This window comes from Streptomyces sp. KL116D, from assembly GCF_030766975.1.
Lineage (GTDB): Bacteria > Actinomycetota > Actinomycetes > Streptomycetales > Streptomycetaceae > Streptomyces > Streptomyces longispororuber_A.
The window spans coordinates 79,706-93,231 of record NZ_JASERH010000027.1; the positions used below are offsets into that span (position 1 = coordinate 79,706).

Here is a 13,526-nt window from a genome sequence, read left to right on the forward strand (position 1 = left end):
TCAGGGGTCCCCGGACTGGCTGAGCAGACGCACGAGTTGGGCCCTGCGGTGCACCCCTTCGAGCTTCCGGTAGATGTTGCCGAGGTGGAACTCGACCGTCTTGACGCTGAGGAAGAGCTGCTCGGCCGCCTCGTGGTTGGTGACGCCACGGCCCACGGCGAGGGCGACGCGCAGTTCCTGCGGGGTGAGGCCGTCCAGCGGGGTGGGTCCGGTCCGCACCCGGTCGCCGCCCGCCGCGTGGAGTTCGGCGGCGGCGCGGGCCGCCCAGCCGCTCGCGCCGAGCCGTTCGAAGGTGTTCAGGCCGCGTTGCAGCCAGCGCCGGGCCTCGCTGCGCCGGCCCTGGCGGCGCAGCAGCTCACCGCGGGCGAACTCGGTGCGGCCGCGCTCGAACGGGGCCTGCACGCGGGCGAGCCGGGCCAGGGCGCGGTCCATGTGCCGGTCGGCGTCGGCCGGTTCGAGCATGCCGCGGACCCGGGCGGCCGCCGCGGCGGTGATCGGCCGGTCGCCGCGGCCCGCCTCGTGGTCCAGGACGCGGAGCACCTCGTGGGCGTCGGCGGTGCGGTGCAGGTGGACATAGGCGTCGGCGAGGTCGGCGGCCCAGGAGAGGTAGAGGCCGTCGCCGCGGCCGTGGGCGAGGGAGAACTCGCGTACCTCTTCCAGGTGTTGCACCGCCTCCTCGAACCGGCCGAGGCCGAGTTCCAGCAGGCCGAGGGCGCCGCGGGCGCGGGCCGCGTCCATGGGGAGTTCGGAGGCGGCGGCCAGCGCCCGGGCCTGGGCCTCGTGGCGGCGGCAGTCCGCCTCCCGGTCGAGGGCGGCCTCCGTCCTGGCCTGGGCGGCGAGCGCGCGGCAGACCTCGATGACGCGTCCGGTGTCCTCACCGAGCCGCGCGGACTCGTCGGCGTGGGCGAGCGAGGCGTTCCACCGGCCGCGCCAGAACTCGATGACGGAGTACGTGCCGAGGAGGTGGGCGAGGAGGCCGACGGTGCTGGAGGCGCGGGCCGCGTGCACGGCGCGGTCGAGCAGGGCGTGACCCGCGTCGAGTTCCTCGGCGGCCAGGTAGCACAGGCCGCCGACGCCGGAGACCGGATAGGGGAACGCGAGGTCCGGTGCGGCGAGGGGCTTCTCCAGTTCGTGCAGCAGGGCGCGGCCCTCCTCCGCGTCGCCGCCGAGCAGTTCGACGAGCGCGTGCAGCAGGCGGACCGGCAGGGCGGCGGACGGGTCGCCGAAGGCCTCGGCGATCTGCATCGACTCGGCGGAGGTGGCCTTGGCGGCGGTGAGGTCGCCGATGGCGAGTTCGGTGAGGGTGATGCCGCCGAGCATCACGGCGGCGAGGGCCGGGTCGACGCGGCGGGCCTCGTCGACGGCGGCGCGCAGCTGCTCCCTGGCGCGGGCCGGGCGGCCGCGGTTGATGTCGACGTAGCAGCGGAGTTGGCGCACGTCGAGCCGGGTGCGCTCGTGTTCGGCGTGGCCGAGCGCCCGGTCGAGGAGGTCGGCGGCCTCGTCGAGGGACCCGGCGGCCTGGGCGGCGCGGGCCGCGGACAGCAGGCGGCGCGCGCGGTGCTCGTCGTCGGGGGTGAAGCGGGCGGCGTGCGCGTACAGGCGGGCCGCGAGGGGGAAGGTGAGGCTGCCGGGGCCGCCGGACGCGGCGCGTTCCAGGCCGGCCGCGACCTGCTCGTCGGGGTCGGCGCCCGATTCGGCGAGGTGCCAGGCGTACCGCTCCAGCGCCGTGGGTGCCTTGGCGTCCTGGAGGGCGTGGGCGACGGTGCGGTGGGCCCGCCAGCGGCGCACGGCGGTCGCGCCGTGGTAGACGCCGGAGCGGACCAGCGGGTGCCGGAAGACGTACGCGCCCTCCTCGACGGTCATCAGGCCGGCCCGCTCGGCCGGTTCCAGGGACGCGTAGGTCAGCCCGTGGGCGCGCAGCACCCGTTCGGTGCCGGCGAGGGGGCGCGGGCCGAGGACGGCGAGCAGCAGCATCGCCTCCCTGGCCTCCGCCGGCAGCCGGTCGACGGCGCTGCGGAAGGTGCGGGCGAGGATCTCGCCGATGGGCAGCGGGGCGCCGGTGTCGGGCCGGTGGCCGCCGCGGACGAGCAGGGCGGGCAGTTCGACGAGGGCGAGGGGGTTGCCGCGGGCCTCGGCGAGCAGCCAGTTGACGTCGTGCGGGGTGAGCGGTTCGTCGGCGACGAGGCGGCGCGCGGAGTCGGTGTCGATCCCGCGCAGGGTGAGGGTGTCGACGGGAGCGAGGCGGGACGCGGCCTCGTCGGTGTCCCGGGTGGCGAACAGGGCGACGACGCCTTCGCGGCCGAGGCGGCGGGTGGCGAAGGCGAGGGCGTCGAGGGAGTAGGGGTCGAGCCACTGGGCGTCGTCGACCACGACGAGCACCGGGCCCGCCTCGCTGACCGCGCCGAGCAGGCTGAGCGTGCCGGCGGCGACGGCGAACCGGTCCTGGGCGACGGCCGGGCCGAGGGCGAGCGCCCCGGTGAGCGCGGCGGCCTGCCGGTCGGGGATCCGGTCGAGGTGGTCGGTGACGGGGCGGAAGAGGTCGGCGAGCCCTACGTAGGGCAGTCCGGTCTCGCTCTCGATGCCGTGGGTGCGCAGCTGCGTCAGATCGTCGGCGATGGACGTGGCGTACGCGAGCAGACTCGTCTTGCCGATGCCCGCCTCACCGCGGACGACCAGGGCGGTGCTGCGCCCTCTGCGCGCGTCGTCGACGAGGTCCGCCAACCGAGCGCATTCCGCTGTACGTCCCAGCAGCATGCGTCCAGAGTAATGGGGCCCAACGGCCCGTGGCAGGGGCCAACTGCGCCCTGCACCGGGCCGGTTGGACTCTGCCACGAGCTTCTCCCGGCGGCTTCCGGGCAGTCCCCGGAACCATCACCCCGCCCTCAGGCCGCCTCCGCGACTGGCTCCTCGTCGCCCGCCGCGAACTGGGTGCGGTACAGCTCCGCGTACCGGCCGCCGGCGTCGACGAGTTCGTCGTGCGTGCCGCGCTCCACGATGCGGCCGTCCTCGACCACGAGGATCTGGTCGGCGGAGCGGACGGTGGACAGGCGGTGGGCGATGACGACGGCGGTGCGGCCTTCGAGGGCCTCCGCGAGGGCTTCCTGGACGGCAGCCTCCGAGGTGTTGTCGAGGTGGGCGGTGGCCTCGTCGAGGATCACGACGCGCTGGCGGGCCAGGAGCAGGCGGGCGATGGTCATCCGCTGGCGTTCGCCGCCGGAGAGCCGGTAGCCGCGCTCGCCGACGACCGTGTCGAGCCCGTCGGGCAGCGCCCGCACCAGGGCGTCGAGGCGGGCCCTGCGCAGGACGTCCCAGAGCTCGTCCTCCGTGGCGTCGGGCCGGGCTAGCAGCAGGTTGGCGCGGACGGTGTCGTGGAAGAGGTGGCCGTCCTGGGTGACCATGCCGAGCGTGGCCCGCATCGATCCCGCGCGCACGTCGCGGACGTCGACGCCGCCGATGCGGACGGTCCCGGAGTCGGTGTCGTACAGGCGCGGCAGCAGTTGCGCGATGGTCGACTTGCCGGCGCCCGACGAGCCGACGAGGGCGACGGTCTGGCCGGGTTCGGCGCGGAAGGAGAGGCCGTGCAGGACCTCGGCGCCGCCGCGGGTGTCGAGCGTGGCGACCTCCTCCAGGGAGGCGAGGGAGACCTTGTCGGCGGCGGGGTAGCCGAAGCGCACGTCGTCGAACTCGACGGCGACGGGCCCCTCGGGGACGTCGCGGGCGTCGGCCTTCTCCTCGATGAGCGGCTTGAGGTCGAGCACCTCGAAGACCCGCTCGAAGCTGACGAGGGCGCTCATGACCTCGACGCGCGCGCCGGCCAGCGAGGTCAGCGGTGCGTAGAGGCGGGTGAGGAGCAGGGCGAGGGAGACGACGGCGCCCGCGTCCAGGGTGCCTTCGAGCGCGAACCAGCCGCCGAGCCCGTAGACGAGCGCCAGGGCCAGGGCGGAGACCAGGGTGAGCGCCGTGATGAACGCCGACTGCGACATCGCCGTCCGTACGCCGATGTCGCGCACCCGCCGGGCCCGCTCCGCGAACTCGGCCGACTCGTCCTCGGGCCGGCCGAAGAGCTTGATGAGGGTGGCGCCGGGTGCGGAGAACCGCTCGGTCATCCGCGTCCCCATGGCCGCGTTGTGGGCGGCGGCCTCCCGCTGGAGGCGGGCCATGCGGGTGCCCATGCGGCGGGCGGGGAGGACGAAGACGGGCAGCAGGGCGAGGGCGAGGAGGGTGATCTGCCAGGACAGGGTGAGCATGACGGCCAGGGTCAGCAGCAGCGTCACCACGTTCCCGACGACGCCCGACAGGGTGTTGCTGAAGGCGCGCTGGGCGCCGATGACGTCGTTGTTGAGACGGCTGACCAGCGCGCCGGTCCTGGTACGGGTGAAGAAGGCGACGGGCATCCGCTGCACGTGGTCGAAGACGGCCGTGCGCAGGTCGAGGATCAGTCCCTCGCCGAGGTTCGCGGAGAGCCACCGGGCGAGCAGTCCGATGCCCGCCTCGGCGAGCGCGATCAGGGCGATGAGGAGCGCGAGCCGGACGACGACGCCCTGGTCGTCGCCGCCCACGATGGCGTTGACGACGTCGCCCGCGAGGACCGGGGTGGCCACGGCGAGCAGTGCGGTGACGATGCTCAGGAACACGAACTGGGCGATGCGCCGCTTGTGCGGCCGGGCGAAGGCGGCGATGCGGCGCAGTGTGGCGCGGGCGAAGGGGCGGTTCTTGCGACCGCCGTTCTGGGCGTTCATGACGCTGTACATCTGCGTCCAGGCTGTGGTCTCCATGCTCATGTCCACGACGGTAGAACCTCAAGCTTTGTCGAGGTCAAGTCTTCAGCTCAGGGGGGAACCTTCGGCCCGCCGCAACCCGCCGTTGGCCGGGACCGGGAAACCTCCCCCGATGTGACCTCCCTCCCCACCTCCTTCCCCCTCCGCCTCCCCTCCGGCCGCTCGGTGCGGGGTGTCCTGTGCCTGCTGCCCCTCGCCCTCGTGGCGGTGGCCGCCAGCCGCCACTGGCCCGTCCTCGCGGACGGCTTCGGCCAGTTGGGCTCCGCGCGGCCCGCGTGGGTGCTCGCCGCGGTGGCGACGACCTGTCTGACCTGGGTGGCCGCGGCCTGTTCGCGGCAGGGCGCGGTGGTACAGCCACTGCCCCGGCTCCGGCTGCTCGCCGCCCAGTTCGCGGCGGGCGCGGCGAACCACCTGCTGCCCACCGGACTCGGCGCGGGCGCCGTGAACCTGCGGTTCCTGTCCGTGTGCGGAGTGCCGCTCGCCCGCTCGTCGGCGGCGCTCGCGCTGTATCTGCTGGCGGAGGCGGCCGGCCGGGTGGGGCTGCTGGTGGTGCTGTTCGCCGCGTTCCCCCGAGCGCTGCGGCTCGGCACCCTGCTGCCGGACATGGCCGTCGGGCCGCTGACGGCCGGCGCGGTCCTGGCCGTCGGATGCGCCGTGGCGGTGCTGCTGTGCGTACGGCGGCTGCGCACGGCCGTGTTCGACTTCGTCCGCACGGCGTGCGGCGAGGCCCGTTCGGTGCACGCCCGGCCGGCCAGGGCGGCGGCCCTGTGGGGCGGTTCGGTCGCGTTCCCCGCGCTGCAGGCGGCGGGTCTGGTGGCGGTCGGGCGGGCGTTCGCGCTGCCGGTGCCGATGGCGCACATGGCCGTCGCCTATCTGGCCGCCACGGTGGCGGTCGCGCTGGTCCCGGTGCCCGGTGGGATCGGCTCGGTGGAGGCGGCGCTCGTGGTGGCGCTGGTGGCGGCGGGCGGCCCGCTGACCACGGTGACCGCGGTCGTCGTGACGTACCGGATCATCACGGTGTGGGGGCCGCTGCTGCCCGGCGCGGTGACGCTCGGGGCGCTGGTGCGCATGAAGGTGATCTGACGCGACGCCCCGCCGCATTCCTTGATCCGCGGGTGAGCGGAACGTAGCTTCGCCGCACTTCTTGCGCCCACCGCACGCGTCGTGGGTCTGCGACCACCGGGAGGCGAAGACATGCCGGAGCTACGCGGACGTCCTGAGCTGCGCAGACGAACCGTGCTGTCCGCGCTCGGCGTCACCGCCGCCGCGGGAGCCGTCGTGACAGGGCCGTCCACCGGGACGGCAGGTGCGGCGGACACGACGGCCGCTTCGGACACGACGGCCGCTTCGGACACGACGGACACGACGGACGCGACGGGCGGGCGCGAACGGCCCTACGGGAGCAGGGTCCGCGACCTCCTCGACCGGATGACGCCCGACGAGAAACTGGGGCAGTTGCAGCAGTTGCCCTGGGCGTACGACCTCAATCCCGGATCGGGTTCGACCAAGGAGGTCGAGGACGCGGCCCGGTCGGGCCGGCTCGGTTCGGTGCTGAGCGTCTTCGGGGCGAGGACCACGAACGCGCTGCAGCGCATCGCCGTCGAGGAGTCCCGGCTCGGGATCCCGCTCCTTTTCGGCCTCGACGTCATCCACGGCTTCTGGACCACGTTCCCGATCCCGCTCGCCCAGGCCGCGAGCTTCGACCCCGAGGTGGCCCGCACCGACGCCCGGGTGTCGGCGAAGGAAGCACGCTCGAACGGGGTGCACTGGACGTTCTCCCCGATGATGGACGTCACGCACGAGCCGCGCTGGGGCCGGATCGCCGAGAGCAGCGGCGAGGACCCGTACCTCACCGCGCGGTTCGCGGCGGCCAAAATCGAGGGGTACCAGGGCTCGGGGTACGGCGCGAAGGAGACCGTCGCGGCGTGCGCCAAGCACTTCGTCGCGTACGGCGGCGCCGAGGGCGGCCGGGACTACAACACCGTGGACGTGTCGGAGTCGCGGCTGCGCAACCTCCATCTCCCGCCGTTCAAGGCGGCGTCGGAGGCCCGCGTGGCCACGGTGATGGCCTCCTTCAACACGATCAGCGGCGTCCCCGCGCACGGCAACGCGCACACCCTCACCGAGATCCTCCGCGACGAGTGGGGCTTCGGCGGGACGGTCGTCAGCGACTGGTCGGGCGTCCAGGAGCTGATCGCGCACGGCTTCGCCGAGGACGGGGCCGACGCGGCGCGGCTCGCCCTGAACGCGGGCGTCGACATGGAGATGACCAGCACGCACCTGCGCACGAACGGCAGGGCGCTGCTGCGCGCCGGGAAGATCACGCAGCGCCGCGTGGACGACGCCGTGGCACGGGTGCTGGGCCTCAAGTTCGAGCTGGGGCTCTTCGACGACCCGTACGTCGAGGAGGACGCCGCGGTCCCGAAGCCGTCGGCCGGGGCGCGCGCGGCGGCGCGGACGGCGGCCGCCCGCTCGATGGTGCTGCTCAAGAACGACGGGGACGTGCTGCCCCTCGCGACGTCCGTCCGCTCCCTGGCTCTGGTGGGCCCGTTCGCGGACTCGGCGGACCTGCTGGGCACGTGGGTGCTGCCCGCGGCGGCGGAGCGGTTCCCGGCGGTGACGGTCCTCGACGCGGTGCGGCGGGCCGCGCCGGACACGAAGGTCACGCACGTGCGGGGCGTGGATCCGGTGGGCGAAGAGGCGGATGACGCCGGCGGCATCGACGCGGCGGTCGCGGCGGCGAAGGCCGCGGACGTCACCGTCGTGGTCGTCGGGGAGCCCGCCGCGCTGAGCGGAGAGGCGGCCGCGCGCAGCGACCTCTCGCTGCCCGGCGCGCAGGAGGAGCTCGTCGCGGCGATCGCCGCGACCGGCAGGCCGTTCGTGGTGGTGCTGGTCAACGGCCGGCCGCTGACGACCGGCGACTGGATCGACGCGGCGCCCGCGGTCCTGGAGGCGTGGCACCCCGGCATCGAGGCGGGGCACGCGATCGCGGACGTGCTCTTCGGCGCGTTGAACCCGGGCGGCAGACTGCCGGTCTCCTTCCCCCGCACGGTCGGCCAGCTCCCGGTCCATTACAACCACGAGTCGACGGGCCGCCCCTACGCCGCGGACAACAAGTTCACGTCGAAGTACCTGGACCTGCCGCCCACCCCGCAGTTCCCCTTCGGGTTCGGCCTGAGCTACACGACGTTCGCACTCGGTGCGCCACGGCTGGGCCGGGGCGACGTCTCCGCGGCGGCGCTGCGCGCGGGCGACACCGTGGAGGTCGCGGTGGACGTCCGCAACACCGGCGCGCGGCCGGGTGACGAGGTGGTGCAGCTGTACGTCCACGACGTGGCGGCGAGCATCACCCAACCGGTGCGCAGGCTGCGGGGATTCAAGCGGGTGACGCTCGCCGCGGGCGCCGCCACGACGGTCCGCTTCCGGCTCGGCGCGGACGATCTGGGGTTCTGGACGAACGACCCGCGCGGGCGGTTCCTCGTCGAGGAGGGCACGTTCGACCTGTATGTGGGCACCAGCTCGACGGCGGAGGCGAGACTGTCCCTCAAGGTCACGTGATTCGCTCCCCTGGAGGCTCCGTCATGTCGTCGGTCATGTCGTCGGTCCGCGTCGAACGAGTAGGCCCTGTCACCACGGTGATCCTGTCCCGCCCGGAGGCCCGCAACGCGGTCGACGGCCGGACGGCCGGCCTGCTGGCGGACGCCTTCCGGGCGTTCGAGGCGGACGAGGCGGCGCGGGTCGCGGTGCTCTGGGGCGAGGGCGGCACGTTCTGCGCGGGCGCGGACCTCAAGGCCGTCGGGACGGAAGCCGGCAACCGGGTCGCGGAGGACGGGGACGGCCCGATGGGTCCGACCCGGCTGCGCCTGTCGAAGCCGGTGATCGCGGCGGTGAGCGGGCACGCCGTGGCGGGCGGCCTCGAACTGGCCCTCTGGTGCGATCTGCGGGTCGCCGAGGAGGACGCCGTGTTCGGGGTGTTCTGCCGCCGCTGGGGCGTTCCCCTGATCGACGGCGGTACGGTGCGGCTGCCGCGGCTCATCGGGGAGAGCCGTGCCATGGACCTCGTCCTCACCGGCCGCCCGGTCCCGGCACCGGAGGCCCACGCGATGGGGTTGGCGAACCGTCTCGTGCCTCCAGGCCGGGCCCGCGCGGAGGCGGAGGCACTCGCCGCGCAGCTGGCCGCGTTCCCGCAGGCGTGTCTGCGCAGCGACCGGGCGTCGGTGCGGGAGCAGGGCGGGCTGGCCGAGGAGACGGCCATGCGGGGTGAACTCCGTTACGGCATGGGGGTGTTGGCGGAGGGCCTGGACGGGGCGGGACGGTTCGTGGCCGGGGAGGGCCGGCACGGCGGCTTCGGCGGCGGCGCATGACCTCTGAGGTAATCGCCCGCGGCGGCGCGGCTCCCTAGGTTCGAAGCGGCGCCCCCGGGCGGGGGCGTGACCAGCCGGAGAGGAGACTGCCGTGTCCGCCTATGGCTTCGCCCATCTGCGCAGTCGGCGCGATCACCCCGACGTCCTGGAGTATCTGGAGCGCATCCAGGCGACCCTCGACCCGTTCCACGGGCGCTTCGTCATCCACGGGCCGCCGGCCGAGGTCCTGGAGGGCGACTGGCCCGGCAGCATGGTGCTGATCGAGTTCCCCGGAACCGCCGAGGCCCGCGCCTGGTACGCGTCCCCCGCGTACCAGGGGATCCTGCGGCTCAGGACCGACCACATCGACGGGGACGTGCTGCTGATCGAGGGGGTCGGTCCGGACTACGACCCGAGGGAACGCGCCGCGAAACTGCGCGCGGACGGCCGGGCCCGGGGCGCGTCCGGCGCTTGACGCGCCCACTCGGACCGCTCTGCCCGCCCAACTCGCTCAGCCCGCCCAACTCGCTCAGCCGGCCCACTCGCTCGGCCCGCTCAGCCCGCCCAGCCCGCTCAGCCCGCTCAGCCCGCTCCCAGGTCGCGGAGCACCACCGCGCCCACCCGGCGTCCTTCCGCCGCGGCCATGCGGGCCGTCCAGGTCACGTGGGCCAGGTTGCCGATCGCGTAGACGCCGGACCGGGAGGTGCGGGCGGCCCCGTCGGTCGCGGGGGCCCGGGTGGCGGGGTCGAGGAGGAGGGCGCCTCGGCGGGCCAGGTCGTGGTCAGGGGCGAGGTCGCCGGTGAGGACGACGGTGTCGCAGGGCAGCACCGCGGTGCGGCCGTCGGCGCGGCGCACGCGCAGGCCGGTCGCGCGGGGGCTGCCGAGGATCTCGGCGGGGGTGGTGCGGGTGAGGACCGGGATGCCGAGGCGCAGCCGGGCGTCGAGGTCGCGCGGTGCGGCGGGCCGGTCCGTGACGAGCGCCGCGACGGCGACCCCGGCGCGGCGCAGTGTGCCCACCGCGGCGTGCCCGATCCGGCCGGTTCCGACGACGACCGCGCGGGCCCCCACGTACTGGCCGAAGAGGTGGACGGACTGCTGCAGTTCGCCCGTGGTGAGGATGCCGGCGGGGCGGGTGCCGGGGATGAGGCGGGCGGCCCGGGAGCGTTCCCTGGCGCCCGTCGCGAGCAGGACGGCGCGGGCGGCGATCCGCTCGTGGCCGTGGGCGCCGACCGTGTCGAGCGCCGGTGTCGTGGTGTCGGCCCAGCCGAGCGCGGTGACACCGGTGCGGACGGCGGCTCCCGCGTTCTCGGCGGCCCGGACGGCGCGGCTCGCGTAGCCGGGGCCGTTCAGCGGGTGCCACGGCGTTCCGAAGCCGCCGTGCCGGCAGTGCCGGGGGACGCCGCCGGCCTGCTGGTCGCGTTCGAGGACCTCGACGTCCAGGCCCGCCGCCGCGAGCCGGGTGGCCGCGGCGAGGCCGGCCGGCCCCGAGCCGACGACCAGGACGTCCACGTGGCGTACGGCCGGGGTCATGTGCGCCCCCCGTTGCCCCGCCCGAACAGTTCCCGTACCGCCGCCCCGCAGGAGAACCCCTGGCACCGGCCGGCCCGCGCCCGGGTGCGGCGGCGCAGTCCCTCCAGTGACGCGGGCGGGATCGTGGCGGCGAGGGCGTCCCTGATCTCGCCGCGCGTGACGCGCTCGCAGTGGCAGACGATGGTGCCGAACTCCGGGTCCCGCGCGATGAGTTCGGGATCCTGGTAGGGGCGCGGGAACGCCTCGCCGAGGTTCGGCAGGGTGACCGGCGGCAGGTCGCGGGCCCGGCCGAGGTCGGTGCAGCCACTGTCGGCGAGCAGGTCGGCGACGTGCGCGGCGATGCCCATGCAGGCGGTGAGGCCGGTCGAGCGGATGCCGCCGACGGTCACGTAGTGCTGGTCGGGGCGGGCGTCGATGCGGTAGTCGTCCTGGTCGGTGGCGGTGCGCAGTCCCGCGTAGACGGCGGTGACCTCCTCCTCGACGAGCGGGGGCAGGATGCGGCGACCCGCCGCGCGCAGCCGGTCGAGCGCGTCGGCCGTGGTGTGCGTGGCCCGTTTGTCGTCGAGGTCCTCGGCCGTGGGGCCGAGCAGGACGTTGCCGTAGACGGTCGGCGCGACGAGCACGCCCTTGCCGAGCGCGGTCGGGACGGGCAGCAGGATGTGCCGGACGAGGTCGCGGGCGAACTTGTCGTAGACGATGAGCTGGCCGCGGCGCGGGGTGACGGTGAGCGTGTCGTGGCCGAGCAGCCGGTCGATGGCGTCGGCGTGCAGACCCGCCGCGTTGACGAGCCAGCGCGTGTCGACGGTGCCGCGTCCCGCGGTGTCGACGTGGTGGCTGCGCCCGTCCCATGTCACCGCCGTCACACGGGAGTTGAGGTGCAGGTCGACTCCGGCGCGGACCGCCTGGGTGGCGTGGGCGAGGGTCGTGGTCCAGGGGCAGATGATGCTCTCGCCGGGGACGTCGAGCGCGCCGTGCGCGCCGGGGCCCAAGTGCGGTTCGGTGGCGACGAGTTCGTCGGGTTCGATGATGCGGGTGGCGCGGTGGCCGTTGCGTTCGGCCTTGGCGGCGAGGCCGGGCAGCGCGGCCCGCTGCGCGGCGTCCCAGGCGACGAGGAGCGCGCCGACGGGCTCCACGGGGATGCCGGACTCGGCCGCGTACTGGGAGAGTTGACGGCCTCCCTCGCGGACGAGCCGTGCTTCGAGGGAGCCGGGCACGGCGTCGAAGCCGGTGTGCAGGATGGCCGTGTTGGCCTTGGAGGTGCCTTCGCCGACGTCGTCCGCCGCGTCGAGCAGGGCGATCCGGGCGCCGGGCGCCCGTCGCACCAGCTCCCGGGCGAGCGCGCAGCCGACCACTCCGGCGCCGACGACCGTGAGGTCGTACGCGATGGTGGGCAGCGGCCCGGTGCGGCTGACCGTCACGAGACGCGGTCCACGGCCGCACGGAACCGGGCGAGCCGCTCCTGCGCCTGCGCCGCGTCGATCCGCGGCTCGTGAACGCGGGCCGGCCGCCCGCCGGCCACGACGTCCTTCAGCGACAGCGAGGGATCGAGGCCGAGGCGGGCCGCGGCCGCCGCGCCGAGGGCCGTGGTGTCGGGCAACGCCGATACCTCGACGGGGAGTTGGAGCAGATCGGCCTGCGTCTGCATGAGCAGCTCCGAACGGGTCAGGCCGCCGTCGACCCGCAGCGAGGCCAGTGGCGCGCCCAGGTCGTCGGCGGCGGCGTCGGCGAGCGCCACGACCTGCGCGGCGATGCCGTCGCACAGTGCCCGCACCAGGTGGCCGGGGCCGCTGTCCAGGCCGAGTCCGGTGAGCGTGCCGCGGGCGTCGCCGCGCCACCAGGGGGCGGCGAGCCCGGACAGCGCGGGCACGAACGTGACGCCGCCGCTGTCCGGCACGGACCGGCCGACGGTGTCGAGTGCGTCGGGTCCGCTGAGTACACCGAGGTCGGTGAGCCAGCGGACGGCGGACGCCGCCGCGTAGACCTGGCCGTCGAGGCAGTAGTCGGTGCCCCGGCCGGCGAGCCGCCAGGCCACGCAGGAGACGAGCCCCGAGGAGCCGCGGCGCGGCCGGTCCCCGGTGTGCGCGAGCAGGAACGCCCCCGTGCCGTACGTGCACTTGGCGGCGCCCGGCTCCGTGACGCCGTGGGCGAGCAGGGACGCCTGCTGGTCGACGAGCAGCCCCGTGAGCGGAACCGGCGCGCCGCCGAACGCCGCGATCTCCCCGAACTCCCCCGCGACGTCGACCACTTGGGGCAGGTTCTCGTCGCCGAGGCCGTAGATCTCCAGGGCGCGGGGCGACCAGTCGACGGTGTCGAGGTCGAGGAGCTGGGTGCGGCTCGCGGTGGCGGCGTCGGTGACGAAGGCGCCGGTCAGCCGGTGCGCGAGCCAGGCGTCGCTGGTGGTGACGACGCCGTCGCGGGTGAGGTGGCGGCGGATCCACGCCATCTTCGGCGCGGCGAAGTACGGGTCGAGCGGGAGCCCCGTGAGGGCCAGCAACTCGTCGGCGTGCGGCGCGAGTTCGGCGCAGATGCCGTCGGCCCGCCGGTCCTGCCAGACGATCGCGTCGGTCAGGGGCGCGCCGGTGGCCGGATCCCAGGCGAGGACCGTCTCGCCCTGGTTGGCGAGGCCCGCGGCGACGACCGGCTCCGCCGCCTCGGCGAGCGCGCGGCCACCGGCGTCGAGCACGGAGCCGAGCAGCTCGGCCGGGTCCACCTCGACCCGGCCGCCGGGCAGATGGCGGGTCCGTACGGGCGCGGTCGCCGCGCCGATGACTCCGCGCTCCGGGCAGACGACGAGCGCCTTGGTCGCGGAGGTGCCCTGGTCCACGGCGAGCACGGGCCCGCTCACGATGCCGCCACCTCTCCCCCGTCCGCCTTC

The 13,526-nt window shown here is 75.1% G+C and carries 9 protein-coding genes; 4 read left to right on the forward strand and 5 right to left on the reverse strand.

Translation table 11 applies throughout. The features are described 5' to 3' along the window. Together RBJ77_RS09055 and RBJ77_RS09060 are read right to left on the reverse strand one after the other, a co-directional pair. Positions 1–2,754, reverse strand: coding sequence for an AAA family ATPase (locus RBJ77_RS09055; RefSeq protein WP_372344453.1), 2,754 nt, complete (start codon positions 2,752–2,754; stop codon positions 1–3). 128 nt (positions 2,755–2,882) lie between these two features. Continuing rightward, positions 2,883–4,781 (reverse strand): ABC transporter ATP-binding protein, encoded by a 1,899-nt coding sequence (locus tag RBJ77_RS09060; protein ID WP_372344454.1) that lies wholly within the window; start codon positions 4,779–4,781, stop codon positions 2,883–2,885. A gap of 111 nt (positions 4,782–4,892) precedes the next feature. Here RBJ77_RS09060 and RBJ77_RS09065 point away from each other — a divergent pair, with 111 nt between their 5' ends. The 4 genes from RBJ77_RS09065 (at position 4,893) to RBJ77_RS09080 (ending at position 9,596) form a co-directional block, all read left to right on the forward strand. Next, positions 4,893–5,861, forward strand: a complete 969-nt coding sequence (locus RBJ77_RS09065) for a YbhN family protein (RefSeq protein WP_372344455.1) — start codon at positions 4,893–4,895, stop codon at positions 5,859–5,861. Positions 5,862–5,972: 111 nt separating this feature from the next. Beyond that, positions 5,973–8,336, forward strand: a complete 2,364-nt coding sequence (bglX, locus tag RBJ77_RS09070; RefSeq protein WP_372344456.1) for a beta-glucosidase BglX — start codon at positions 5,973–5,975, stop codon at positions 8,334–8,336. Between the two features lie 23 nt (positions 8,337–8,359). Then, positions 8,360–9,142: a crotonase/enoyl-CoA hydratase family protein gene (locus tag RBJ77_RS09075; protein ID WP_372344457.1), complete on the forward strand. Its 783-nt coding sequence runs from the start codon at positions 8,360–8,362 to the stop codon at positions 9,140–9,142. 91 nt (positions 9,143–9,233) lie between these two features. Next, entirely contained in the window at positions 9,234–9,596 is a 363-nt protein-coding gene (locus tag RBJ77_RS09080) for a DUF1330 domain-containing protein (RefSeq protein ID WP_372344458.1), read from the forward strand. Positions 9,597–9,703: 107 nt separating this feature from the next. On the opposite strand, the gene RBJ77_RS09085 is transcribed toward RBJ77_RS09080, so the two are convergent. The 3 genes from RBJ77_RS09085 to RBJ77_RS09095 are packed head-to-tail and all read right to left on the reverse strand — an operon-like array spanning position 9,704 to position 13,496. Then, the gene (locus RBJ77_RS09085; protein WP_372344459.1) at positions 9,704–10,651 is read right to left on the reverse strand and encodes an NAD(P)/FAD-dependent oxidoreductase; all 948 of its coding nucleotides are present in this window, start codon (positions 10,649–10,651) and stop codon (positions 9,704–9,706) included. After that, on the reverse strand, positions 10,648–12,069 hold the full coding sequence (locus tag RBJ77_RS09090) for an FAD-dependent oxidoreductase (protein WP_372344460.1): 1,422 nt from the start codon (positions 12,067–12,069) through the stop codon (positions 10,648–10,650). The genes RBJ77_RS09085 and RBJ77_RS09090 overlap by 4 nt, the downstream gene beginning before the upstream one ends. Next, positions 12,066–13,496, reverse strand: coding sequence for an FGGY family carbohydrate kinase (locus RBJ77_RS09095; protein ID WP_372344461.1), 1,431 nt, complete (start codon positions 13,494–13,496; stop codon positions 12,066–12,068). The genes RBJ77_RS09090 and RBJ77_RS09095 overlap by 4 nt, the downstream gene beginning before the upstream one ends. Between the last annotated feature and the right edge of the window lie 30 nt (positions 13,497–13,526).

What these genes read in the sequence shown, in the direction of transcription:
- RBJ77_RS09055 (WP_372344453.1), bottom strand. Translation starts at nt 2,754, where the DNA reads ATGCTGCTGGGACGTACAGCGGAATGCGCTCGGTTGGCGGACCTCGTC.
- RBJ77_RS09060 (WP_372344454.1), bottom strand. Translation starts at nt 4,781, where the DNA reads ATGAGCATGGAGACCACAGCCTGGACGCAGATGTACAGCGTCATGAAC.
- bglX (WP_372344456.1), top strand. Translation starts at nt 5,973, where the DNA reads ATGCCGGAGCTACGCGGACGTCCTGAGCTGCGCAGACGAACCGTGCTG.
- RBJ77_RS09075 (WP_372344457.1), top strand. Translation starts at nt 8,360, where the DNA reads ATGTCGTCGGTCATGTCGTCGGTCCGCGTCGAACGAGTAGGCCCTGTC.
- RBJ77_RS09085 (WP_372344459.1), bottom strand. Translation starts at nt 10,651, where the DNA reads ATGACCCCGGCCGTACGCCACGTGGACGTCCTGGTCGTCGGCTCGGGG.